The organism is Massilia sp. Root351, from assembly GCF_001425045.1.
Classification (GTDB): Bacteria; Pseudomonadota; Gammaproteobacteria; order Burkholderiales; family Burkholderiaceae_D; genus Rugamonas.
Genome location: NZ_LMDJ01000031.1, coordinates 560,409 through 583,744 on the forward strand (window position 1 = coordinate 560,409; position 23,336 = coordinate 583,744).

At 61.3% G+C, this 23,336-nt stretch carries 21 protein-coding genes; 15 read left to right on the forward strand and 6 right to left on the reverse strand.

Going from position 1 to position 23,336, the window contains the following annotated elements; translation table 11 throughout:
• The 4 genes from ASD15_RS22595 to ASD15_RS22610 all read left to right on the forward strand — a co-directional run bounded on the left by ASD15_RS22595 (position 1) and on the right by ASD15_RS22610 (position 6,147).
• Positions 1-1,419, forward strand: coding sequence for a conjugal transfer protein TraH (locus ASD15_RS22595; RefSeq protein ID WP_057157238.1), 1,419 nt, complete (start codon positions 1-3; stop codon positions 1,417-1,419).
• A 19-nt stretch (positions 1,420-1,438) separates the two neighbouring features.
• Positions 1,439-4,249: a conjugal transfer protein TraG N-terminal domain-containing protein gene (locus ASD15_RS22600; protein WP_057157239.1), complete on the forward strand. Its 2,811-nt coding sequence runs from the start codon at positions 1,439-1,441 to the stop codon at positions 4,247-4,249.
• A 314-nt stretch (positions 4,250-4,563) separates the two neighbouring features.
• Positions 4,564-5,136 (forward strand): hypothetical protein, encoded by a 573-nt coding sequence (locus ASD15_RS22605; RefSeq protein ID WP_057157240.1) that lies wholly within the window; start codon positions 4,564-4,566, stop codon positions 5,134-5,136.
• A 15-nt stretch (positions 5,137-5,151) separates the two neighbouring features.
• The gene (locus ASD15_RS22610) at positions 5,152-6,147 is read left to right on the forward strand and encodes a S49 family peptidase (protein ID WP_057157241.1); all 996 of its coding nucleotides are present in this window, start codon (positions 5,152-5,154) and stop codon (positions 6,145-6,147) included.
• A gap of 28 nt (positions 6,148-6,175) precedes the next feature.
• On the opposite strand, the gene ASD15_RS32570 is transcribed toward ASD15_RS22610, so the two are convergent.
• The 3 genes from ASD15_RS32570 to ASD15_RS22615 form a co-directional block, all read right to left on the reverse strand.
• Positions 6,176-7,042 carry a hypothetical protein gene (locus ASD15_RS32570; protein ID WP_157201084.1) on the reverse strand — a complete coding sequence of 289 codons (867 nt, stop codon included), beginning with the start codon at positions 7,040-7,042 and terminating at the stop codon, positions 6,176-6,178.
• Positions 7,043-7,111: 69 nt separating this feature from the next.
• Positions 7,112-7,366 (reverse strand): hypothetical protein, encoded by a 255-nt coding sequence (locus ASD15_RS31945; RefSeq protein WP_082552062.1) that lies wholly within the window; start codon positions 7,364-7,366, stop codon positions 7,112-7,114.
• Positions 7,359-8,426, reverse strand: coding sequence for a PRTRC system protein D (locus tag ASD15_RS22615; protein ID WP_057157242.1), 1,068 nt, complete (start codon positions 8,424-8,426; stop codon positions 7,359-7,361). The genes ASD15_RS31945 and ASD15_RS22615 overlap by 8 nt, the downstream gene beginning before the upstream one ends.
• A gap of 437 nt (positions 8,427-8,863) precedes the next feature.
• Between ASD15_RS22615 and ASD15_RS32575 the strand changes: the two genes are divergently transcribed.
• The 3 genes from ASD15_RS32575 (at position 8,864) to ASD15_RS22625 (ending at position 11,379) form a co-directional block, all read left to right on the forward strand.
• A complete protein-coding gene (locus ASD15_RS32575) occupies positions 8,864-9,061 on the forward strand; it encodes a hypothetical protein (RefSeq protein ID WP_157201085.1) in 198 nt (65 codons plus the stop codon).
• 613 nt (positions 9,062-9,674) lie between these two features.
• Positions 9,675-10,709 carry an integrase domain-containing protein gene (locus ASD15_RS22620; RefSeq protein WP_057157243.1) on the forward strand — a complete coding sequence of 345 codons (1,035 nt, stop codon included), beginning with the start codon at positions 9,675-9,677 and terminating at the stop codon, positions 10,707-10,709.
• Positions 10,702-11,379: a restriction endonuclease gene (locus ASD15_RS22625; protein ID WP_082552063.1), complete on the forward strand. Its 678-nt coding sequence runs from the start codon at positions 10,702-10,704 to the stop codon at positions 11,377-11,379. Before ASD15_RS22620 ends, ASD15_RS22625 begins: the two co-directional genes overlap by 8 nt.
• 272 nt (positions 11,380-11,651) lie before the next feature.
• Here ASD15_RS22625 and ASD15_RS22630 read toward each other — a convergent pair.
• A protein-coding gene (locus tag ASD15_RS22630; protein ID WP_373888198.1) for an IS3 family transposase occupies positions 11,652-12,775 on the reverse strand; the annotation gives its coding sequence in 2 pieces (ribosomal slippage) (positions 11,652-12,526 and positions 12,526-12,775; 1,125 coding nt in all).
• Between the two features lie 93 nt (positions 12,776-12,868).
• On the opposite strand from ASD15_RS22630, the gene ASD15_RS33565 reads away from it, so the two are divergent.
• The 4 genes from ASD15_RS33565 to ASD15_RS22645 all read left to right on the forward strand — a co-directional run bounded on the left by ASD15_RS33565 (position 12,869) and on the right by ASD15_RS22645 (position 15,888).
• The gene (locus tag ASD15_RS33565; RefSeq protein ID WP_082552064.1) at positions 12,869-14,356 is read left to right on the forward strand and encodes an Ig-like domain-containing protein; all 1,488 of its coding nucleotides are present in this window, start codon (positions 12,869-12,871) and stop codon (positions 14,354-14,356) included.
• Positions 14,310-14,795, forward strand: coding sequence for a hypothetical protein (locus ASD15_RS32580; protein ID WP_229418302.1), 486 nt, complete (start codon positions 14,310-14,312; stop codon positions 14,793-14,795). Before ASD15_RS33565 ends, ASD15_RS32580 begins: the two co-directional genes overlap by 47 nt.
• A 131-nt stretch (positions 14,796-14,926) precedes the next feature.
• Positions 14,927-15,304, forward strand: coding sequence for a hypothetical protein (locus ASD15_RS32585; protein ID WP_157201087.1), 378 nt, complete (start codon positions 14,927-14,929; stop codon positions 15,302-15,304).
• 215 nt (positions 15,305-15,519) lie between these two features.
• On the forward strand, positions 15,520-15,888 hold the full coding sequence (locus ASD15_RS22645; protein WP_057157247.1) for a restriction endonuclease: 369 nt from the start codon (positions 15,520-15,522) through the stop codon (positions 15,886-15,888).
• A 19-nt stretch (positions 15,889-15,907) separates the two neighbouring features.
• On the opposite strand, the gene ASD15_RS22650 is transcribed toward ASD15_RS22645, so the two are convergent.
• Positions 15,908-16,267 carry a hypothetical protein gene (locus ASD15_RS22650; RefSeq protein ID WP_057157248.1) on the reverse strand — a complete coding sequence of 120 codons (360 nt, stop codon included), beginning with the start codon at positions 16,265-16,267 and terminating at the stop codon, positions 15,908-15,910.
• 258 nt (positions 16,268-16,525) lie between these two features.
• Positions 16,526-16,744: a hypothetical protein gene (locus ASD15_RS32590; RefSeq protein WP_057157249.1), complete on the reverse strand. Its 219-nt coding sequence runs from the start codon at positions 16,742-16,744 to the stop codon at positions 16,526-16,528.
• Between the two features lie 30 nt (positions 16,745-16,774).
• Between ASD15_RS32590 and ASD15_RS22660 the strand changes: the two genes are divergently transcribed.
• The 4 genes from ASD15_RS22660 (at position 16,775) to ASD15_RS22675 (ending at position 22,927) form a co-directional block, all read left to right on the forward strand.
• Positions 16,775-19,516, forward strand: a complete 2,742-nt coding sequence (locus tag ASD15_RS22660) for an efflux RND transporter permease subunit (protein WP_229418303.1) — start codon at positions 16,775-16,777, stop codon at positions 19,514-19,516.
• Positions 19,517-19,526: 10 nt separating this feature from the next.
• Entirely contained in the window at positions 19,527-20,960 is a 1,434-nt protein-coding gene (locus tag ASD15_RS22665; RefSeq protein WP_057157250.1) for a TolC family outer membrane protein, read from the forward strand.
• Between the two features lie 107 nt (positions 20,961-21,067).
• Positions 21,068-21,268 carry a hypothetical protein gene (locus tag ASD15_RS22670; protein ID WP_057157251.1) on the forward strand — a complete coding sequence of 67 codons (201 nt, stop codon included), beginning with the start codon at positions 21,068-21,070 and terminating at the stop codon, positions 21,266-21,268.
• A gap of 12 nt (positions 21,269-21,280) precedes the next feature.
• Positions 21,281-22,927, forward strand: a complete 1,647-nt coding sequence (locus ASD15_RS22675) for a PAS domain-containing methyl-accepting chemotaxis protein (RefSeq protein WP_057157252.1) — start codon at positions 21,281-21,283, stop codon at positions 22,925-22,927.
• Positions 22,928-23,336 lie beyond the last annotated feature (409 nt).

A 23,336-nucleotide genomic window follows, 5' to 3' on the forward strand; every position in this document is an offset into this window, starting at 1 on the left:
ATGAGGAAATTTGCGAAATGGATTTGCACCGCGGCCGTGGCCGGTGCGCTGTGCGGCGGCGCCAGTGCCGGGGATCTGAACGCGGCCATCAACACCATGTTCAACGACCTGGGGGCGATCGGCAACTACACGGCGCCGGGCGCCTTCAAGGGGCAGGTCTTCAATACCTACAGTGGCGGCAGCCTGATGCTGCGCAACCAGAACCGGACGTATCAGCTGATGGCGATGGATTTCCCGGCGGTGAAGGCCGGCTGCGGCGGCATCGACATCTATGGCGGCTCGTTTTCGCACATCTCGGCGGCCGAGTTCAAGAACATGCTGAGAAATATCACCGCCGCGCTGCCGGGCGTCGCGTTCCAGCTCGCCGTCGATTCGGTTTCGCCGCTCCTGGGCGGGGTGACGAAGTGGACCAAGAACCTGGAAAGCATGCTGACGCAGGCGAACATCAGCACCTGCAACACCGCGAAATCGCTGGTCAGTTCGGCGATGGAGGCCACCGGCGTGAGCGGAGACCGGCTCTGTGAGGACCTGGCGGTGACGCTCGGGCTGGAATCCGATTATGCGGCGGCGAAAGTGCGCTGTCAGACGGCCAAGCCGTCAGTGCTCGCCACCGCGCGCGCGTCGTCCGATTCCCAGGTCCGGAACAAGGCGCCGTTTGTTGGGAATTTGACGTGGAAGGCTTTGAAGCTTGCCGGCACCAACCTGGGCGATCAGGAGAGAGAATTGATCATGAGTCTGGTGGGTACAGTGATCTTCTTCGAGGATGGTCGCGTACATGCACCGGTACCACCCACCATTACTTCGATCAATCGATTGCTGTATGGAAGCGCACTTGCCCCCGGGGGCAACGTCTTTCAAGAGATACTGCGCTGCAATAACTACACGGAGTGCGATGCAGTGACGGTACAGACCGATTACTCGCATACGCCATTCACGGTCAAGGTAGAGCATCTTATGCGCTCCATCGCAAACAAGATCCTTACCCGTAGCCCGATCGAAAACAACTCGCCCGAAATTGGCTTTGTAAACCAGACCACTGAGCCGGTCTATCGCATGCTGTCAGTTTCAACCTCCGTGCCCACTGCGGACATCACGGAGGACATGATCACTCGATTTCGAGAACTTATTGCTGCGGACTATGCGTATGTCTTCCTTGAAAAAAATCTGCGCCAAGGAATCTCGGCATTGGACAAGGATTACGTCCTAGATGCAGCGCAAGCATTGCGCGCGAAGGAACTGCGACAGCGCGCGCATGATTTGCTGGTACAAATATCCAGGGAAAAATCCCAGCTATATCAGCGAGTTGGATCGGTCAACGCGATCACGTCCAGCTTAGAGCAAATGGAACGCCAGATGCGAACCGCGATGCCCCAGCACGTGCTGGATATGCTCGGCCGTCGCGCGGCCTACATGCAATAGTGGTTCTTGGAGACATGCGATGTGGGAAGTGTACGCATACCAGAACAGTGACAGCCTATTCGGTGTCCTAAATGCAATCGCGGCGATTTGCGGCTCGGGATCGTATGCGAGCGCGCTAGGAGTCGTTGCATTTTGTGGCTTCTTTGCAGCGCTCGCAGCATATGCATTCGCACCTCAAAAGCTACAGGGCTGGTACTGGCTGGCATCGATTACGCTGGTCTTGTCGGTGCTGCTCGTTCCCAAAGTGACCGTCGGCATTGTGGACAAGACAGGTGGCAGTGCAGTCACGGTTGTCGATAACGTTCCCTTTGGGCTTGCCGTGTTCGGATCACTTTCGAGCAGGGTCGGAAATACATTGACCGAACTGTATGAGACGGCGATGCAGGTGCTGCCCGGTGCAGCTGGCCTCCCGAGCGAACTTGCTTACCAAAGGAATGGCTTGATGTTCGGGAATCGAATGATCCGCGAAACCAGTCGGATTGTATTTCAGAATCCAAGCTTCCGAACTGACCTGATCAACTTCATCAATAACTGCACCATATATGACCTAGCCTCAGGGAACTTGTCGCCTGAGGTATTCGCGACGTCGGGTGATATTTGGCCCTTGATGGCTACGCCGAATCCCGCCAGGTTCACGCCGATATCGGACGGGGTTGGCGGAATGACTGTTGCGCCATGCACCGACGCCTATACCAATTTGAACAACAGGCTGCCGGTCCAACTGGACCGCGTAAAAGCAGTGCTGTCGACTCGGATGAACCCGACTCTATCGGGACCTGCAGCCGCAGCAGTGATCGCAGGCCAGATTCAGCAGGCCTACATCAAAAATGGGATCGCGGACGCCGCCTCGACTGCGGCGGATATCATCCGCCAGAATGCCTTGATCAATGCGGTGAACGATGCGTCCCTCCTGGCGGGACAGAAGATCAACGACCCCGCATCGATGCTGCTTGCGGTTGGACGTGCGCAAGCGGTGGCACAGACGAATGCGGCATGGATCAATAATGGCAAGGTGGCGGAACAGGCGTTGCCGGTCATCCGCAATACGGTGGAAGCTTTAGCTTACGCGATCTTCACGATCGTGATCCTTCTACTTATGCTTACGAGCGGACGAGAGACCGCGGTGGCTCTGAAGAATTACGTTTCGCTGCTAATCTGGATCCAGTTGTGGCCGCCGTTGTATGCGATCCTTAATTACATGGCGATGGTGTACGCCGCCAAGGACTTGGCCGCTGCCGCGAGTGTTGGTGGTGGCGCCAGTTCGCTGTCGTTGCTGACAGCCCCGTCCATCTATTCAAACGCCGTCTCTGGAGAAGCCGTGGTCGGCTATATGACCATGAGCATTCCGCTGATTGCGTGGGTCGCGCTGAAGCGGATGGAAACGCTGGGAAGTGCACTGGTAGCTGGCGCGCATTCGCTTCAGTCCATGCTGACTTCGACGTCATCTGCCGCAGCAACTGGCAACGTGTCGATGGGGAATACCAGCATGGATCAGGTCAGCCTTGCACCGGCGCGTTCCTCGGCATTTTTCCGAAGCCAGCAGAACGACTTTACCGGCAACACTTATACATCGAACATGTTGAGTGGTTTGACCGCCGCCAAGGCGTTAGCGAACGAAGGCCCGGTGTCGCGGGTGGTGGATACAAAGATATCGCAGCAGCACGTGGAAGCATCATCAAAGTCCGTTGCCGCAGCGAGGACGGAATCCTTGTCGGCGTCGAAGGAGAAGGCTGCGGCCTTGAGTGATGCGTTGGTAAATGCTGCCGCGCAGTCGACATCCCATACTCGGACGGATGGCACTTCAACATCGAGCAGCGAGAGCATTGGGGAGAAGATCGGAGAACTGATGCAAATTGCCAGGTCTGTCGCGGCCACCACCGGCGCTAGTGAACAGCAGGTTGCATCGGTGGCTTTTGGTGGATCTTCCTATATCGGTGTCGGCTTGCCTGGAGCGTTAAGGCAGCTTTCACCTGTCGATGTACATGCGCAGATCCAAGGTAGGGGAGGGAAGGAATATTCGGCCGCGATACAGAAACAGGACCAACGCATCGATAATTCGCTGAGCAGTGAGGATAAGGCCAAATTTAAAGCATTTGCGGATACGGTTTCGAAGAACACTGGATCGATTTCGGCGGTACTGAGCGACCATCGAAGTGGTAAGGAGATTGCTGCTCGGTTGACGGAGACTGTTTCACATAGTGAACGCGCGGACGCAAACCTGCGCAGGCAGTTGGACTTCTCGGCAAGCCTTGTGTCAGCGCTTCAACGCGGTGAATCAATCAGCAAAGACTTGGCCAAGGACCCCAGCAACATCGCGCTATTTGAGCAGTTGCTTCGGTCTGAACACAATGGCAGTGCCGCTGAATTGGTCAAGATGGAAGCCTTCCTTGGAGGTATCACCCGCGTGCCGATGCCAGTGTCTAAAGCGAGTCGGCTCCCCTCATCGTTCGACGAGGTGCGCGACGACTACCTGAATGCAAAAAGGGAGAATGAGGGCTCGCAAAGTGTCGATAAGTCGATAGATTCGTATCAAAGTCGCGTCCGGGGGCGTTCAGATGCCGAAAGCGCTACGCACGCTGGAAAAACTCCAACGAAGATGAGTAGCCCGCTGCGACAGGAAATCGCTCAGAAGGAAAGCGAGCTGACGCAGCGGATGAGGCAACAGCAGAATCAGCTCGAGTCAGAACGAGTTACGAGGACCGATCGAAACCATGTCACCACTGATCGCTCGCTGCTGGAAAAGGCGAACGAACAGGTTAAGGACGATCCAGATATCGTAGCGAAAAAGCTGAAGGAAATGATGGACAAGATCGAGCGCAACTGGAAATAGCGAGCTATCGTCGGTTTGGGTATTCGCTTTCTATTCGCAGATCGCCACGGGAATCGAATCCTGCAAGGGAGTCATCGGCGTAATAGGGGCCGTCACCTTGAGCATAACGTGAAAGTAATGGGCGTAGTAGCCAGACCAGTATCGAAAGCGCGCCGTAAAGGGAGACTAGCACCGCTGCGACGACACAACCAGCTAGGATAGGACGCGTCGCGAGCCCAGTCTCAACCATTGCCCAGCCACACAGCAACCCTGCACTTGAAATTAGAAAAATGTGTTTTAGCATGAGCGTGGTACTCCTAAATCAGAGGTGAAAAATGACCATCCTGCTGCCGGCGCTGTTCGTGGCCATGCTGCTTCCCTGCACTGACGTCCTTGCGGTTTCCTTGGCGGGACGCCCCACGGATGATGGCGTTTGCGATCTAAGCCCCATGACTACCTACCGTCTGACCCGAAAGGTATTTGTGCCTGCGGGAACCAGCGGACTTCCTGACATTTACGCGCGTTTGGCGCTGCAGTACGTTACTGTTGAGTGCAAAAATGGACAGGTACTACTTCTGCATTCAGACTTGGGGAATTCAGAAGACGAGGACACGTTTCGCAAAGTGGTAGCCGAGTTGTGTAGCCCCGCCGAGATCGCTCGTGAATCCTCTGCCACGGTCGAATATCCATACGCATTTCAGGTTAAGTGCAAGCTGTCGAAAATTCAAGAGGCCAAGCAACGCCTAGCCGCAGCGGATCGCATTCAGACTGTTGATGAAATGATCCAGGAGCGGGCGCCGGTTCAACGCCGCGCTGAGACCGATGGGAACGCTCCAAAGTCCAAGGAGTGCAGCCAGAAGATCGGTCTTGGGCAGATTCTGCTCGGGTTCGGAGGAAATTGCAGATAGAGTGCGGAGGAAGAGATGGCTATTGAAAAGGATGCGGCGCCGATCGCGCCGCAGGAGGTCGTGTTGCAGTTGCTCGTGGATCTGCAAGCCCAGCAACTTGCCATTCGAGAGGAGCAGCGCCAGAGCGCCCGGGAGCGCAAGTCCGAGCGCCGATGGAGTATCGGAATTAAAGCCTTGTTGGTGCTGGCCCCAATTGCCGCCGGCGCGATGTTCCTGGTGAACGCCTCAGGCTATTCCTTCGGCCCGCTCCGCGATGTCGTCGGGGTCGTGCGCATCCAGGGCGAGATAGCCCAGGGCACGTTGGCCTCTGCGGACAAGGTCATACCGGCGCTGGAGGACGCTTTTTCCAGCGCGCGCGTCAAGCACGTCGTGCTGGCCATCGACAGCCCTGGTGGCGCCCCTGCGGAGGCGGAGCGTATCACCCGCGCCATCTCGGTCCTGAGGCAAAAACATCCGAAGCCCGTCACTGCGATTATCGGCAACATGGGCGCTTCTGCCGCGTACATGACGGCGATGCATGCCGATCGCATCGTGGCCGGAAAATACAGCCTGGTCGGGTCGATCGGGGCCATCATCGCGCCATGGCAGCTGGACCAGGCGATCGCCCAGTTTCACGTCTCGCAGCGCGTCTACGCGTCAGGGAAATTGAAGGCCTTCCTGAATCCGTTTACGCCGGTGTCGGAGGCGTCCGACGCGAAGGCCCAGCAGCTGGTCAGTCATGTGGGGGCGATGTTCGTTAACGAACTTGTCGCGCAACGAGGGATGCGGTTAAAGGCTGGTATCGACTACGGGACCGGAGAGGTCTGGAGTGGAGAAGAGGCCAGGTCGCTTGGCCTGGTGGACGAGATCGGCAGCTTGGAGTCGCTGGTACGGACTGCACCGGACCTTAAACCGTTTCATTTTGGGCCGCAGGAATCGTCGATTGCGCGTTTTGCTTCCACTATAGGCCGAACAGCGGCAGCAACACTCGCAGGCGCATCTTTGCGTGACGCGGGGCAAAGCATTCGATAGCGATTCAACTGAACAAAAAATTGCTGCGCTACAGCGATTTCAGATTGTCCGAGAATGGGCCGTGCACCAGTGTTTTTAGGAATTCGACTATGCCTGACTTTGTGAATACATGCAGATGTGAGACAGCATAGGTGATTGAGCTGCTTCCGTACCAGTGTATTGAGTATTTCTCGCCGACAAAAATTTCGGCGGAGTTGATCTGGAGTGGATCATTGATTAGGTGGCCAGTTTCATCATAGTCAGCAACCCATAGTGTTTCATCCGATACGACCAAAATCGGGAAAACTGCAACGTTAGCTTGGTCTCTTCCGGGATACGGGCCTCTCTTGAGCGCATCCTGAATCAAGTCGTTCGCAGACGCTAGAGCCTGGCCCCACTTTTCAAAGACTTCCGAATCGTTGGACGTCAACGTACTCGGTTCGTTGCCGCTTCCTCGTTTTCTGCCGACTTGTGCAGTCGATTTGCCGACGCTGAGCAAAGCCGGGTAGAGTGAACGCCCTTCGACAAACCTTAACACTTGTGGGTACCCGCGCTTCAATCCATCCATGGAGCTAGGATCGTCCTGGGTGTTAGGGCGGATGATTACTTCGTTGAAAGATTCCTCAAGGGAGCGGGGTATTCGACTAACAAGGAGCGGAAAATGAGGCTTTAAGCATTTGCATTCAATGGCTAGCTCGATTCGAACGTTGTCGGTGAGCGAAATCCCAGCACGCACGTCGAATTGCCTAGAAATTCCTGTAACTCGATCTGAGTATGAGCCGCCGTGCACGGCCTGGTATCCCTCTTCAAGGGCACTTCTATATACGAACAATTCCAGTGCGAAGTCGTCCTGATTATGAACAAACTCGAGTAAGTCATCTTTCTTTATCGGAGTTGTTACGAAACTCGTTGCCATGAACGCTCCTCGGAAATTGCCAAAGTGGTTACGATGAATCTTATCACCGGTCTACCTCCACCGCTTATCCTAACCAATAGATGGCCCGAAAAGCTCAACGCTGGCTGTTGCATGAACTGGATCCCCGTTGTCGATGGGCTGTTCTTGCTCTGCCACATTCCTCGATGTAGTTGCGACAGGCGCCTGCATCATTAGGCCCGCATGGGCGAGCGTCCGCAGACGGTTCACGCGCTTTGCGCCCTTGCTGAATCGGGCCAGCTCGTCATAGAGTGGCGGATTATCGGCGCGATCCAGTTCAAAATTGATGCGCAGGCCCTTACTCATGGCAACTGCTCCCAGCGTCGTTGATGTTAGCGGATAGGTTGGCGCCGGTCCCTCCGCTAACCAAGGCGCGCGCCAGTTCCATTCCTGCTTGCTGGAATCCCTTCACGTTCGCGAAGATGGGGTCCTTCAACTCGTGGATGGCATGGTTCGGAAAAGCAGCCTTGAGAGCTGCTCTGTAAAAGAACGCGCCGCCGCCGACCAGGATGATGTTCCTGATGTCGCTCGCATCGCCGACGTAATGCATCATCTCGGCCACTGCCTGTTCCGGAATCTTCTTGGCCAGCGGCAGGTGGCGCGCCAGGTCGTATTCCTTCTGGAAAACCACCGGCTTCTTTCCGGTGCGCAGCGCCGTATCGACGGTGTCATAGTCCCGGTAGTGCGAGCCGGTACTGCGGCTGATGCCTTCGATCATCGTGTGCAGCACGTCGTGCATGCCGCGCGGGACCGAGTGGCTGCGCTTGTCGATCTGCTGCATGCCTTGCGTAACCAGCCAGTCGAAGGTGCGGCGGCCAGGATCGACGATCAGGCTGCGTTCTTTGCGCAGCTGCGCCACCTTGCTTTGCGTCAGGCCGTAGTGCATCAGTGCGCCAGCGGGCTGGGCAATGGCCTTCGCGCGCATCACGCTGACGCGCCGGCCCTTGCCCAGCTCGTGCTCGCCAGTGAGGCGGCGCTCCAAGGCGGTGACCAGCGACTTGAGCTTGTACGTGGCGACTGGCAGGCCCACCACCAGCAGGTCGATGCGCTCCAGTTGCATGTAATGCAGCGCCCCCAGCAGCAGCGCCAGGTACTCGGATGTTTCGCAATAGCGGTCGTGCTGCAGGACGTTGGCGTTGAACACATCGGCCGCGAGGTGGACATCGGGGCCAACCTCGTACACCAGGCCGCCGGCGGGGATGCCGATGGTTTTCCTTCGCGCGCCCCATGCTTCGGGTTCGAGTCCAGTTTCCGATGGATGGGCTTGGGAAGGGAACATGTCGCAGCGCAGCTCGCCGTTCTTAATGCCGCTGATGAACTTGGTGTTGCCGCGTCCGACATCGACCGCCCTCACGATGGGTTCCATGGTGCGTGCTCCCTCCTGGTTGAACAGAGACAGCATATGCGGAAGGCGCGCGGTGATCCAGGTGAAAAGCCTCGTCTTGAGGCAGCATTTCGACTTTTGCTACTGCTGCAGTACGGTTCCGGAACTGCCCGGTCAGTCGGGCTCCTTGGGTTCGCCGTCGCGGCGCGGAGGTGCGCTGCTACAGTCCGGGTCGGCCAGTTCTAGGTTTGCGGAGGTGCGCGGGCGTGGCCGAGCTTGGCGCGCGAATCCGGTCCGTTGCTTCAGCAGATTTACAATCAGAGGAGTTCGCAGGCCCCGGCATCTCATAGCGGAGCAAGGCCCCGTTTCGTCACCTACAAAATATTTCACGCATCAATCCACAATTTTTCGCGCCCGCCGCGCACCTTGACATCGCCCCGTTTGCCTCCTATTCTGCCAGCACTGCTGGACCCGCTTCCATGAACATCGTGTTCTCAATGCGGCGCAGGCCTGCGATACAGCCCGTTGCGGTCGTTACCCGTCTCCAGTTCGGCGATGCCGATACTCCATTGTGCCTCGATGCACAGATTGCGCCAGCAGCGCCGTCGGCGACCGCCGCGACCCTGGTGCACTTTCCTTCCGATCTTTCTTTGAGCACGCGGGCATCCATGCCCTGAACGCGTGGCCAGGCACTACGCCTGCCCGCGCCGCACGCCGCCATGGCGTGCCGAATCGCACCGGCAAGTCCGGTGGCAGGGGAACGGCGACGCCGTCTCTCCGGATTTTTCAATACGTCCCTCAGCTCGTACGGCCACCGCGCAGGCGGTGCCGCGTTGTGACGGCGCCATCCGAAGCGTCGAACAGCGTGGTACGTACGGCAGCACGAAGCGGCCTGGTGGTAGGGCCGGGGATAACCGTGCGAGGAGGCGACACGTGTTTTGCGCGGCGATGGCCGCCACGTGATGTCCTTGCCGCGCCCAGCGTGGCACCGTCCGCCCAGGAGGCGGGGCGCGAGACAGAAGGCGAAATCCGCTGTCCGTGCACATGTTCATTTTTACGATACCGATCTATCCCACGCGCCGTGCCGGACCGGGACCGGCAGGCGGAGTTGCAGTTCCCGGCACTTGCCGCGCATGGCCCGCGCGGCAGGGTGGTTGGACAGGCCAGGTAGGGCGCCAGCCAGGCAGTGGCGGCGCCGTTGGATCGGGCAGGCAGCGCGCGGGCGAGCGTGCCGTCTTGGCGGGCGTTCGCCAGGCGGGCGCGCCCCGCGCGTAGGGAAGGGAGTCGCGTATGAGCCAATACCGGGACTGGCGGGAACAGCTGGCCGCCATCATTGACCAGCGCAACGAGATGCACGCGTTTCGCAACAAGGTGGTCTCGCACAACACGCGCGCGGCGCGCCGGCAGGCGCTGTTCCGCATGTTCGCGCTGCTGCGCCGGCTCGGCTACGCCACGGCGCCGGACAACCTCGGTGAGCGTCACGTCGCCGCCCTCGTGCGCTACTGGTGTGCCGGGCGGGACCAGGGCGTTGTGACACGCCCGCAGCCCTGCAGCGCGGCCTACATCCAGCAGCAGCTGTCCATCCTGCGCGTGTACGGCGGCTGGATCGGCAAGCCGGGCCTGGTGCGCGCGGCCGAGGCCTATGCGGACGATCCTGCGACTGTGGCACGCTGCTACCCGGCCGCGCGCGACCGCAGCTGGGACGGCAACGGCGTCGACACGCAGGCGCTGATCGACCAGGTCGCGGCGCTCGACCGCCACGTCGGCGTCCAGCTGCGCCTGATGCTGGCCTTCGGCATGCGGCGCAAGGAAGCGGTGATGTTCTGGCCGCACTTGGCCGAGGTGCCGTCCTACGCGCTTCCTGGCGGGCTTCCGGCGGCCGAGCGCTGGGTCAGCTTCCTGCGCATCAAGCGTGGCACCAAGGGCGGCCACTTGCGCTACACGGCGGTGCGCAGCGAAGCGCAGCGGGCGGCGCTGGACGACGCCAGGGCGCTCGTGACGACGCGCCACGGCCATGTCGGCTGCCCGGGCCTGTCGCTCAAGCAGTCGCTGGACCGCTTCTCCAACGTGGTGCGCGGCGCCGGCATGACGCGCAAGGCGCTGGGTGTGACCGCGCACGGCTTGCGCCACCAGTTCGCCAACGACTTGTACTTCGAGATCGCGCGGGTACGCTCGCCCGTGCGCGGCGGCGATCCGGCGCTCGACCCGGCCGTGCGGCGCGACGCCTACCGCCAGGTGGCCGAGCAGCTGGGTCACCACCGGCCGCAGATCAGTACCGCCTATCTGGGTTCGGTATGCAGGAGAGGAGGGAAGGACGATGCGTGATGAAGATTCGCGTAGGAACAGCGGGGGCCAGCGGCAGGGCGATTTTGGGTACCGGCGCGGATACCGGCAACGGCCGGTTGGCTGGGACGCGGCATGGGCGGCGCGCTTTCGCCGCTGGGGCGTGGCGCTCGGCAAGCTTGCGATCCGCTGCCTCTCCCGCTGGGTCAACGCGACCCGGCTGGCCTACCTGCCGGGCCACCAGCGCAATGTGCGCCAGTCGCGCCGCGTGCTGCGCACCGTGCGCGCGTTCAAGGAGCCGGGCGCGGCGGGCCGCACGCTGGCCTACCTGCGCGCGGTCGATCCGCTGGTGTTCGAAGAGGTGGTGCTGTCGGCGCTGGAAGACGCAGGCCTCTTGGTACTGCGCGGCACGCGCTATAGCGGCGACGGCGGCGTCGATGGCGCGGTGTGGCTGCCGGGGCAAGGGTGGCACGCGGTGCAGGCCAAGCGGTACCGGCATCACGTGTGCCTGGCGCACGTGCGCGCTTTTGGCGACGTCATCTCGAGCGGAAACTACGATGGCGGGCTGTTCGTGCACACCGGTCGCAGCGGCGCGGCGTTGTATCCACAGATGGATGTTGCGCGGATCGGATTGCTGAGCGGGGACCGGTTGCTGCGCCTGGTGAGGCAGCGAATGCTCGATGACAGATCGCGCGGAATGAAGCCGCGATAGCGTGTCAGGTGCATGAGGCGCGAAGGCAACGCTAGCCAGCCGGGCAGCAGCGTCTTGCGCGCAGACTGTAAGTCAATGAAGGGCGGGGGCGGCCTTCGCGCGTAAAACGTAGCCCTCGCAAACAATCGTTGTATTTGTGCTCACTGTGATTTTTGGTGAGAATCTGACTTACTTTTAAGAGCAAACTGAATCGCCACGAGTTTGCTAGACACTTGCAAGCCGTTGGAAATACTGCCTTTGATCCGCTTGGGTCCACTAGACAGTTTTGAGGTTTAGTTTTCAGCGTTCAAACTGCTTTTTTTCGGCCCCAAATTGGCCATTCTCCGGGCGTAGTCCTGCGGTGTCAGCCCATTGAGAGACGCGTGAGGCCGACTCTCATTGTAGTCCAGTCGCCAGGCCTCGATGACCTGTTTTGCATCCGCCAAGGAAGTGAACCAGTGGGCGTTGAGGCATTCATCGCGCAACGACCCGTTGAACGATTCGATGAAGCTGTTGTCGGTCGGTTTGCCAGGGCGGCTGAAGTCGATCTTGCACTTGTTATGGTAGGCCCACAGGTCCAGCAAATGGCCAGAGAACTCGCTACCGTTGTCCACCCGTAGGTATGCTGGCGCAGCGCGATGCGCCACGAGCCGATTCAACGCTGCCACCACGTGTTCCCCGCGCAGACCCGCGCCCACCTCGATGGCCAAGGCTTCCCGGGTATAAATATCGAGGATGGTGAGCATGCGGAATTTGCTGCCATCGGCTAATTGGTCCGCCACGAAATCCATACACCAGGCGTGATTGGGATGGGTCACCGCGGGCCGCTGCTCGCGCGTGACGGCCATCTTGCGCCGCTTGTTGCGCCAGGCCCGCAACTGCAACTGTTCCAGACAATACCAACGATAGGTCTGGTTGACGCCCAGCTGCCAGCCTTCTCGCTTGAGCAGGATGTGCAGGCGCCGATAGCCCCAGCGGGTACGGACCTGGGCCAGCTCCTTCAGGCGCTGGCGCAACGCCAGCTTGGGATCTTTTCGGCTGTGCAGGTACTGTGTGCTGCGCACTTGCCGTATCAGCTTGCAGGCCCGCGCCAATGCCAGCCCGTAGTGGTCCATGATGTAGCGGACCACCTCACGCTTCAGCGCGGGCCGCCCCACTTTTTTGCGGCCACGTCTTGCAGAATCGCTTTGTCCAGACTGAGCTCGGCCACCAGCTTTTTCAGTCGCGCGTTCTCGTCTTGCAGTTGCTTGAGTTCCTTGACCTGCTCCGACTGCATGCCGCTGTACTGCTTTTTCCAGCGATAAAACGTCTGCTCCGATATGCCCAGTTGGCGCACGATGTCGCCCACCGCCATCCCCAGTTCCGCCTGCTTCAATACAGCAACGATCTGTTCCACAGAATAATGTTTCCGTTTCATGGCGCACCTCCTGTCGTTAGGATAAATCGCGCCGAAAAATTCACATCACTTTCTGTCTAATTTTTCCACAGCAGATCACTCCTTGCCACGGTGATGGATGACCTGCATGTCTTCAGATGGACTAACGTGCCTATCGGGACGTATACGGTGACTGCGGTTGCGACCGACAACCGGGGAGCGACGGTCACTTCGGCGCCGTGGACCGTCCGCGTGGCGGCAAATGTTCCGCCGAACATTAGCATTGCGTCGCCCGTAAACAATGTTCCGGTGGTCGTGTCTGGCAACGCGGGCACCGTGGTGTTGAAGGCCGATACCAGCGACGAAGTCGGTCACGTCAACCAGGTTCAGTACTACAGCAATGGCGTACTTCTCTACAAGAGCTTTACCAGGGGGTCTTGGCTCGTCAATTGGAACAATGCGCCGGTTGGCACCTATACGATCACAGCCAAGGCGATTGACCATAATGGGGCATCGACCATGTCGGCGCCAGTGACGTTGATCGTTACGAGCAATGCGCCGCCAACTGTCTCGATGACGGCAACGCCGACCGTTGCGACGGCCCCAGGAACGATTGCCTTGAGCGCCGTCGCGAGCGACAGCGATGGCAGCGTTTCCAAGGTAGAGTTCTTCAACGGCACAGCCTTGCTGGCGACGGTGATCCAGGCGCCGTTCGCCTACACGTGGTCGAACGTGGCTGCTGGCAGCTATAGCCTTACCGCGCGCGCCACCGATAACGTGGGCAGTGCGACGACGACGCAGCCAAGCGTCGTCACGATTGCAACCGGTGCTCCGCAGCTCTACTATGTGTATGCAGACCAGGTCAACACTGCACGTGAAGTTACGAACTCGGCTGGTGTGCCTGTGTGGCGCGCCGATACTGATGAACCGTTCGGTGCGAATATGCCAAATGAGAATCCATCGGGCCTGGGCACGTTTTCCTATAATCTGCGTTTCCCAGGTCAGTATTATGACCAAGAGAGCAACCTCTACTACAATTACTTTAGAGACTACGATCCGCAGATAGGGCGGTACATCGAAAGCGATCCAATAGGTCTGCGCGGTGGAATTAATACCTATAGCTATGTTGAAGGCAATCCTCTTAGAAGGAGTGACCGTTTTGGTCTATTTGGTCCCGCCGAGCATCGTTGGATTACAGCGGAAGCTATGAATAGTGCGGAGAAGTGTAAGGATGGCCCATCTCTTCCGAATGATCTCCCCAGTTTGGTTTCTGGCGTTGATCGTTGGCCTCATAGCCAAGAGCCAGAAAATTCCTATTGGCATGCCATGAGCGATGGCACCAGCGACCAAACACCGCAACAGGCAGAAGATTTATACAGCAACTATGTGAACGAAAATATCGCATCTGGTACACCAGAAGGCCTTGCCAGAGCTTTACATGCGGTACAAGATAGTGCAGCATCCGGCCACAGAGGATTTCAACCTTGGGCTGGTGGAATCCCTAGCCCCCGTCATCTAAGAGGGGATGTACTACCATCCTTGTCGTCACTTGACCTAGCAATTAAGAAGTCGAAAGATGTTATTGATCGTTATAATGAGCGATGCGGTTGCAAGAAAAGGTGAGGTGTATATGCGTGTCCGACTTATATCAACAGCCGTTCTTCTTCTTCTCCTTGGGTGCGGCTTTTCTACCTTGGTTCTGGCGTTTGGGGATTGTCAAAAATTACCTTCAAGCCGGGCGGCAGTTATTGAGGATCACGGCTATTTTTTCTTTATATATCCGCGAACGATAAGTACTAATTTTAGTGGTTGTCAGACTATGTGGGACGAAAACGGAAAGCAACTATTTGTGCTAACCTTCAAGCAAGGAAATTTGATTAGTTATGAATCAAACGATCCGTCAGGAAGGGAGGAAAATCAAACTTGTTTGTATAAGCATGGAAAGCTCGCGCAACATGGTTCAACTGATTGCCCCGACTATGGCGATGTAAAAAAGGGACTTCGATCATTACCACAAAGCGATGAGCCGATTGTTCCAGCAGAGAGGGACCCTCGCAAGTAGAGAATAAGTCCCGTAGGTTCGGCTAGTGTTTCTGAATTGGTGAGTTCGCCCTTCACTTGTGGGTGCGATCCAGAAGATCAAAGATGGATCCATAGGGGTATAGAATATTGCCAATGCATCGGATAAAAAAGATGAAATTCCAATTTCGAATGGTTTCTATCTTATGCATCGCGATCCCCGCAATCTCTGGGTGTTGGGGCAGTGATTGTAGTAATCTTGTTATCAAAGAGAGCGCCTCGCCGGATGGAAAAAGGGCTGCGGTTGTTTTCTCGCGAGATTGTGGAGCTACAACCGATAGTGTGCAGGCGGTTGAAATTCATGAGGCCGGTACAGTGTTTTCTGCGAACGACCCAAGTAAATACATTTTTACAATGCGTGGTGAGCACAAGATTGATATTCAGTGGCTCGCGAGCGACCATCTCAAGATTGACAGGCCACGAAATCGCGATGATATTTTTTACGAGAAGAAGGAATGGAAAGGTATAAGTATTACCTATACACCGGAATAGCGCTTCGCGGGCCGTCCTCCGTGATATTGATTATTCGCTTCGGAACCGGTTTACCAGCAGCCCTCTGGGAATGCGCCACGCCCCGTACATCATGCGGCACCACCCCCTCGAAAACTATCAGACTCAGCAAACCAAATGAACTGAACCGCGCGACCTGCTGGTAGCGTTTTCTGGCACGGTGGCATGGAGGAGTAGCGGGCAAAGTCGCCGGCAGCTTGGCCTACCTACGCGCGGTCGACCCGCTGGTGTTCGAGGAAGTGATGTCGGCGCTGGAAGACGCGGGCCTGCTGGTGCTGCGCGGCACGCGCTACAGCGGCGACGGCGGCGTCGATGGCGTGGTGTGGTTGCCAAGGCGCGGGTGGCGCGTGGTGCAGGCTAAGCGCTACCGGCACCACGTATGCCTGGCGCACGTGTGCGCGTTTGGGAACGTCATCTCGAGCGGAAACTACGATGGCAGGCTGTTCGTGCGCACCAGTCGCAGCGGGCCGGTGTTGTATCCGCAAATGGATGTCGCGCGTATCGGGCTGCTGAGCGGGGACCGGTTGCTGCGGCTGATGCGGGAACGGGATCTTGACGACCGATAACATCGGGCAATTAGGTGAACTATTTGAGCTTCCCAACCCGCATGAGTTCATGTTCTACTGCGCGCGAATCTTCGAACCGCGCGCTGTCATAGATCACGTAGAAGGAAGGAAACCCGTCGCCGACATCGATGGCGCAGGCAGTTACCTTCAAACTGGTGTACTGCGCCGGATGGTGTCTTTCGAAGATGCGTTGGTAGCGCTCTTCGGTCAGGCTGTTGTGGACGGGGCGGTTCAAATGAGGCTCGTCGTCTTCGGTGACGTAGCCACATTTCTTCAATCGGTCGTGCAGTACGGCGAATGCCGCGGGGTCATCGATAAAGCGTGTCGTGAAATGGTCGGTCATGATCGGTAAGTTGTCCGGGAGTTCGATGTCGGCCATATTTCGAGAGCCGGCCGCAGATTATATTGCAACGAAGCGTCGATTGGGCAAGGGCGCCTCTTCCGCTGGCAGAAGCGTATGCCTCGGACGTAACCGCCCTCACAGAAGCCGTCGGGGACTACTTTGGCTGCCGAGCGCACGTGTAAAAGGCGCCTCTTGATCTGGACGAGACAGATCACGCAGTCGATTGGCATTTTGAAGGCTCGGGGGTATTTAGTAGACTTGTGGCGATTCATACAGCCCCATCGCGCTTGATAGTCAGCCTGCCTCGCGTTGCGGCGCGACGAATGCAACACACTCTTCGAACGAACGCAAATCCATGTCGACGGCGGAGCGGGTGGCGGGCGCCGGCCCCGCCAGTTCATCGGCCGGTAGGTGGATGGCCGCCAGCAGGGCTTGCGGCAGCAGCGCGCGCAGTTCGGCGACGGCTTGCCCCCAGGCCTCCAGATCCTCCGGCAGCGGGCTGGGAATAAACACCGTGGATATCAGCCCGGCCTTGCCAGGGTCATGCTCGTGCCGGAGGTGTGGTACCAGGTGCGCAAGAAACTGGCCGACATCAACCACACCCTGCCGCAGGGCGTGCAGGGGCCGTTCTTCAACGATGAATTCGGCGACACCTTCGGCAATATGTACGCCCTCACCGGCGACGGCTTCGGCTACGCCGACCTGCGCAAGATGGCCGACGCGGCGCGCAATGAGTTCCTGCGCGTGGGCGACGTCAACAAGGTGGACCTGGTGGGCAAGCAGGAGGAGAAGATCTTCATCGAAATGTCGACCGCAAAACTGGCCTCGCTGGGCGTGGACCCGGCGCTGATCGCCACCATCCTGGCGCAGGCCAACACGGTGGCCGCGGCCGGCACCGTGCAGACGGCCGCCGAGCAGGTGCGCCTGACCGTGAGCGGCGAATTCGACTCGGTGGAAGGCATCCGCGCCATCGGCATCCGCGCCGGGCAGCGCACCTTCCGCTTGGGCGACATCGCCGAGGTGCGGCGCGGCTTCGCCGAGCCGGCGGTCATGCGCATGCGCTTCAATGGCCAGCCCGCGCTGGGCCTGGCGGTCAGCATGCGCAAGGGCGGCGACGTGATCCGCCTGGGTCGGCAGCTGGACGAAACGGTCAAACGCATCCAGGCCAGCCTGCCGGTCGGTGTGCAGATCCACGCCGTGAGCGACCAGCCGCGCGTGGTGGCGCACTCGGTGCATGAGTTCAAAAAGAGCCTGGCCGAAGCGGTGGCCATCGTGCTGGCGGTGAGCTTCTTCTCGCTCGGCGTGCGCAGCGGCCTGGTGGTGGCGCTGTGCATCCCGCTGGTGCTGGGCATGACCTTCCTCGCCATGTGGATCCTGGGCATCGACCTGCAGCGCATCTCCTTGGGCGCGCTGATCATCGCCCTGGGCCTGCTGGTGGACGACGCCATCATCGCGGTGGAAATGATGGCCCTCAAGCTGGAGCAGGGCTGGGACAAGACGCGCGCGGCCACCTATGCCTACACGGCCACCGCCTTCCCCATGCTGACCGGCACCCTGATTACGGCCGCCGGCTTCCTGCCGGTGGGCTTCGCCAAATCCGGCACCGGCGAGTACGTGTATTCGCTGTTCCAGGTGGTGGGCATCGCGCTGATCCTGTCGTGGGTGGTGGCGGTGCTGTTCACCCCCTACATCGGCTTCAAGCTGCTCAAGGAAGAGCCGCATGCCCACCACGACGAGAACGCCGTCTACCAGCGCGGCTTCTACCTCAAGTTCCGCAAGGTGGTGGACTGGTGTCTGCGCCGCCGCGGCTGGGTGATCGCCGCCACGCTGGCCGCTTTCGTCGGCTCGCTGCTGCTGTTCAAGGCGGTGCCGCAGCAGTTCTTCCCGTCCTCCGACCGTCCCGAACTGATGGTGGACCTGTGGATGCCCAAGGCCTCCACTTTCGAGGCCAGCGAGAACGAAGTGCGCGAACTGGAACGCCAGCTCAAGGCCGACCCGGACATCGAGGCCGTCACCAGCTTCATCGGCGAGGGCGCGCCGCGCTTCTACTTGCCGCTGGACGTGCAGACGCCCAACCTGAACCTGGGCGAGATGATGGTGATGACCAAGGGCGGCGAGGCGCGCGAGCGCGTCGTGGCCAAGCTGCGCAAGCTGCTCGACGAGCGCTTCGCCAATGTGCGCGGCCGTGTCAACCGGCTCGAGAACGGCCCGCCGGTCGGTTATCCGGTGCAGTTCCGCGTGTACGGCAACGACCCGGCCAAGGTGCGCGAGATCGCCACCAGGGTAAGCGCCGTCGTGCGCAGCGAGCCGCACGTGCGCGCCGTCAACGAGGACTGGGCCGAGCGCGTCAAGCGCGTGCGGGTGGACGTGGACCAGGACAAGGCCCGCGCGCTTGGCGTGAGTTCGGTGGAGATCAAGGCCGCGCTGCAGGCGTCGCTGTCGGGCACGCCGGTCACCCAGTACCGCGAAGACGACCAGTCGATCGCCGTGATGGCGCGCCTGGTGGCTGCCGAGCGCACCGACCTGAACAACCTGAAGGACGCCAAGATCTATCTGCGCGATGGCAAATTCGTGCCGGTGTCGCAGGTGGCGCGCCTGGCGCTGGACAGCGAGGAAAGCGAAATGTGGCGCCGCAACCGCATCCCGACCCTGACGGTGCGCGCCGACATCGCCGGCGCCCAGGCGCCGGACGTCACCAACGCCATCTGGCCCAAGCTGGAGGCGCTGAACAAGGAGCTGCCGATGGGCTACGGCATCGAGGCCGGCGGCGCGCTCGAGTCCAGCGCCAAGGCCCAGGCCTCGGTGTTCGCCGTGATGCCGGTCACCGTCATTGTAGTGCTGGTGCTGCTGATGCTGCAGCTGCAGGATATGAAGAAGATGGCGCTGGTGCTGCTGACCGCGCCGCTCGGCCTGATCGGCGTGGCGCTGGTGATGGCCGCCTTCCAGATCCCGTTCGGCTTCGTGGCCATGCTGGGCGTGATCGCGCTGGCCGGCATGATCATCCGCAATTCGGTGATCCTGGTGGTGCAGATCGACGAGGACGTATCCAACGGCACGCCGCTGTGGGACGCCATTGTGGAATCGGCGGTGCGCCGCCTGCGTCCCATAGTGCTGACCGCGCTGGCGGCCATCCTGGCCATGGTGCCGCTGACCCATTCGGTGTTCTGGGGGCCGATGGCCTGGGCCATCATGGGCGGCCTGGCCGTGGCAACCCTGTTTACCTTGTTTTTCCTGCCAGCCCTGTATGCGGCGTGCTATCGCGCCCAGCGTCCGGCTGCAGCTTGAGGAGTATGAAATGAAGATGACATTGAAAACCCTGCCTGCGGCCCTGGGCCTCGCCCGCAGCCTTGGCCTGCTGCTGGCGCTGCATGGCGGCGCGGTGCACGGCATGGGCATGGACGTGGCCGAGGCCTACCGCCAGGCCTTGCGCAACGACCCGGCCAGCCTGGCCGACGAACAGTCCCTGGCGGCGGGGCGCGAGAAATCGGTGCAGGGCGACGCCTTGCTGCGCCCGCGCGTCAACCTGCAACTGGGCGTAAACCGGCTGCACAACCGCCAGAGCGGCGATTCGTCCGCGCTGGCTGCGCTGCCGGGGGCCGGATCGGGCGCCGGCAGCGGCAGCCTGGACGGTCTCGGCAGCCTCGGTCGCGGCGGCAGCAGCACTGGCACCACGGCCCAGGCCAGCGTACAGCTGGTGCAGCCGGTGTACGACCTGGGCGCCAGGGCCAGCCGGCGCCAGCTGCACGAACAGACCACACTGGCGCAGACCCAGTTCACTGCCGCGCGCCAGCAACTGGCGCTGCGGGTGGCGCAAGCCTACTTCGGCGTACTGGTGGCCGAGGAAACCGTGCGCGTGGTGCAGGCCGAGCTGGCCGCCGTGCGCCAGCAGCGCGAGCGCGCCCAGGCCCGCTTCGACGTTGGCCAGGACCGTATCACTGACGTGCAGGAAGCGCAGGCGCGGCTGGACGCGGTCACCACCCGCGAAGTGTCGGCCCAGTCGGTGCTGGAGCTGCGCCGCGCGCAGTTCCGCGAAACCACGGGCACGCCGCCCAACCAGCTGGCGCCGCTGGCCGCGCGCTTCGTGCCGCGTCCGCCGCAGCCGGCCGCGCTGGCCGACTGGCAGGCGCGCGGCGCCGGCGGCAGCACGCTGGTGCTGGCGCGCCAGTCCGAACAGGCCATCGCCAACGCCGAGCTGTCCAGGCACAGCCTGGCCGGCCGTCCGACGCTGGACCTGGTGGCCAGCTATGGCGCCAAACAGCAGCGCGGCGGGCTCTCGCCGCTGGTGGCGCCGGACGGCGACCGTACCGCTTCGGTGGGCCTGATGCTGAACGTGCCGCTGTATGCCGGCGGCGCGCTCGACTCGCACCAGCGCGAGGCGGTGGCCCGCTTCGGCCAGGCCGAGCTGCAACTGGCGGCGGCGCAGCGCGACGTGCGCCTGCAGGTGCAGGAAGGCTACCTGGCCGTGACCACGGGGGTATCGCGCGTGGCGGCCCAGGAGCAGGCGCTGGCCTCGGCGCGCAGCGCGCTGGACGCCACCACGCGCGGCCGCGACGTCGGCACCCGCACCGCGCTGGACGTGCTGGACGCCCAGCAGCGCCTGTTCTCGGCCGAGCTGGACCTGGTGCAGGGCAGGGCCGACTACCTGCTGGGCCGCTTGCGCCTGGCGCAAGCAGTGGGCGAACTGGACGAAGACACCCTGCGCGGCCTCGGCCCTTGGCTGGAGCGCTAAAGCTCGTCCGCGGCGGCGCGGACATCGGCATTACTGGCGTCAGCCCGCAGCATCCGCCGGCGGCTGCGCCCACCGATCAAGGCGGTTTAGGAAGCAGGAGGCATCACATGAAGATGATCATCGAGCAGCTCGCGCAGCAGGCCCGCAGCGGGCGGGAGCCCGGCCGCCAGCGGGAACGCCAGAGCGAAGCGTTCCAGGCCGCCATCGATTTCTACCGGCTGGATGTCGGCCACGGCCCGCGGCCGGCCCGGCCGGTCCCGGTTGACGCCGGGGAGCCGGCGCCGCCCGTCATCCATCCGAACACATAACAAGAGAGCAGCATGCGACTCAATCTCCCCCTCTACGACAACGAGCACCAACTGGCCGATGGCAGGTACCTCGTCTCCAAGACGGACCTCAAGGGCCGGATCACCTACGTGAACCCGTATTTCATCGAAGTGAGCGGCTTCACGGAAGAAGAGCTGATCGGCGTGCCGCACAACCTGGTGCGCCATCCGGACATGCCGTCCGAAGCCTTCCACGATATGTGGCGCACGCTGCGTGCCGGCCTGCCGTGGAACGGCCTGGTGAAAAACCGCCGCAAGGATGGCGGCTATTACTGGGTCGAGGCCAGCGCCACGCCGCTGCGGGAGGGCGGCGTGGTGACGGGCTACCTGTCGGTGCGCTGCAAGCCGGCGCCCGGGGCGGCGGAAGCCGCAGAGCGGCTCTACCGCAGCATCCGGCGGGGCAATCCGGAGCGGCTGGCGCTGCGCCAGGGCCAAGTGCTGCGCACCGGCTTGGCCGGGCTGGCGGCGCGCGTGCTGGGTTCCTCGCTGCGCTGGCGCGTGGCCGGCGCGCTGGCGGCCATCGCCATGCTGTTTGCCGCCGTAGGCGTGGCCGGGCTGACGCAGCTCTGCGGGCGCCTGGGCGCCTTCTTCACCGCGGCCGGCGCGCTTGGCGTGGCCGCTATCGCACTGCTGGAGTTCACGGTGCGGCACGGCGTCGGCATCCCCATGCAAAGGGCGGTCGAGGCAGCGCGCGCCATCGCAGGCGGGGACCTGAGCGGCACTATCGCCACCGGCCGCCGCGACGACGTGGGCCAGATGCTGCGCGCCATGCAGCAGATGAACGTCAACTTGGTGGCCATGATGGGCGACGTGCGCGGCAACGTGGACACCATGGCTGCCGCCACGCGCGAGATCGCCGACGGCAATGCGGACCTGGCGATGCGCACCGAGCGGCAGGCCGCCGGCCTGGAGGACACTGCCTCCAGCATGGAGCAGCTGGCGCTGGCCGTGCGCCAGAACGCCGGCAACGCCCGGGTGGCCAGCCAGCTGGTGGGGCAGGCCACGGCGGTAGCCGCGCGCGGCGGCGAAGCCGTGGCGCGGGTGGGCGCGACGATGGCCGAGATCAGCAGGGCCGGCAAGCGCATCGAGGACATCATCAGCCTGATCGACGGCATCGCCTTCCAGACCAACCTGCTGGCCTTGAACGCCTCGGTGGAGGCGGCCAAGGCCGGCGAGCAGGGGCGGGGCTTTGCCGTGGTGGCGTGCGAGGTGCGGGCGCTGGCGCAGCGCTCGGCGGCGGCCGCCAAGGAGATCAAGCAGCTGATCGACGACACCGTGCAGCGCCTGGAGGCGGGCAACCGCCAAGTGGCCGAAGCCGGCGAGACCATGGAGAGCATCGTCGCCTCGGTGCGCCAGGTGGACGGCATCATGGCCGACATGGCCGAGGCCAGCGCGGAGCAGAGCAGCGGCATTGACCAGATCAACCACGCCGTGGCCGACATGGACCGCAACACCCAGCAGAACGCCGCCATGGTGGAGCAGTCGGCGCAGGCTGCCAACAGCCTGCGCGAACAGGCCGAGCGCCTGCGCGCGGCCATCGCGGTGTTTAAGCTGACGGCGCCCGCTGCGCCGAACGGCCGCGTGGTGCTACCGTTTCAGCCCGGCACCCGGCCAGTCAGTTCGCAGCGATTGCACCGATAAGCGTTGCCTGCACGACGGGTGCCTGGCGCACATGTTCGCGATTGGCTACGTCACTACAAGAAGAACCTGCGACGGGGAACTGTTCGTGCGCACAGGTCGTAGCGGAGGCGCGTTGTATCCAAAGATGGATGTCGCGCGGATCGGATTGCTGAGCGGGGACAAGTTGCTGCGCCTGGTAAGGAAGCGGGTGCTCGATGACAGGTCGCTGTAGCGCCGGCAGCCCACTGTCTCGCTATGGTTGAGTGACACGTCAGCGCCGGTGGAATCGACCTTGCTGCCACCGGTGCTGGCGCCGACGCGCAGCGGCACTGGACCAATGTGGTGACCGGCGGGCTGATATCGGTTACGCTGCTTAAGCTGTTAGTGTTGTCCGCGCAATATATGCGTTTCGCAAAGCGGTTCAAACCAG

Excerpts from the sequence above, each read along its gene's own strand:
- ASD15_RS31945 (WP_082552062.1), bottom strand. The coding sequence starts at position 7,366 with ATGAGTAAGGGCCTGCGCATCAATTTTGAACTGGATCGCGCCGATAAT.
- ASD15_RS22595 (WP_057157238.1), top strand. The coding sequence starts at position 1 with ATGAGGAAATTTGCGAAATGGATTTGCACCGCGGCCGTGGCCGGTGCG.
- ASD15_RS32580 (WP_229418302.1), top strand. The coding sequence starts at position 14,310 with ATGTTATTGATCGTTATAATGAGCGATGCGGTTGCAAGAAAAGGTGAG.
- ASD15_RS22600 (WP_057157239.1), top strand. The coding sequence starts at position 1,439 with ATGTGGGAAGTGTACGCATACCAGAACAGTGACAGCCTATTCGGTGTC.
- ASD15_RS22625 (WP_082552063.1), top strand. The coding sequence starts at position 10,702 with ATGCGTGATGAAGATTCGCGTAGGAACAGCGGGGGCCAGCGGCAGGGC.
- ASD15_RS22605 (WP_057157240.1), top strand. The coding sequence starts at position 4,564 with ATGACCATCCTGCTGCCGGCGCTGTTCGTGGCCATGCTGCTTCCCTGC.
- ASD15_RS22615 (WP_057157242.1), bottom strand. The coding sequence starts at position 8,426 with ATGGAACCCATCGTGAGGGCGGTCGATGTCGGACGCGGCAACACCAAG.
- ASD15_RS32575 (WP_157201085.1), top strand. The coding sequence starts at position 8,864 with ATGAACATCGTGTTCTCAATGCGGCGCAGGCCTGCGATACAGCCCGTT.
- ASD15_RS22665 (WP_057157250.1), top strand. The coding sequence starts at position 19,527 with ATGAAGATGACATTGAAAACCCTGCCTGCGGCCCTGGGCCTCGCCCGC.
- ASD15_RS22675 (WP_057157252.1), top strand. The coding sequence starts at position 21,281 with ATGCGACTCAATCTCCCCCTCTACGACAACGAGCACCAACTGGCCGAT.
- ASD15_RS22650 (WP_057157248.1), bottom strand. The coding sequence starts at position 16,267 with ATGGCCGACATCGAACTCCCGGACAACTTACCGATCATGACCGACCAT.
- ASD15_RS22610 (WP_057157241.1), top strand. The coding sequence starts at position 5,152 with ATGGCTATTGAAAAGGATGCGGCGCCGATCGCGCCGCAGGAGGTCGTG.
- ASD15_RS33565 (WP_082552064.1), top strand. The coding sequence starts at position 12,869 with ATGGATGACCTGCATGTCTTCAGATGGACTAACGTGCCTATCGGGACG.
- ASD15_RS22660 (WP_229418303.1), top strand. The coding sequence starts at position 16,775 with ATGCTCGTGCCGGAGGTGTGGTACCAGGTGCGCAAGAAACTGGCCGAC.
- ASD15_RS32570 (WP_157201084.1), bottom strand. The coding sequence starts at position 7,042 with ATGGCAACGAGTTTCGTAACAACTCCGATAAAGAAAGATGACTTACTC.
- ASD15_RS22620 (WP_057157243.1), top strand. The coding sequence starts at position 9,675 with ATGAGCCAATACCGGGACTGGCGGGAACAGCTGGCCGCCATCATTGAC.
- ASD15_RS22670 (WP_057157251.1), top strand. The coding sequence starts at position 21,068 with ATGAAGATGATCATCGAGCAGCTCGCGCAGCAGGCCCGCAGCGGGCGG.
- ASD15_RS32585 (WP_157201087.1), top strand. The coding sequence starts at position 14,927 with ATGAAATTCCAATTTCGAATGGTTTCTATCTTATGCATCGCGATCCCC.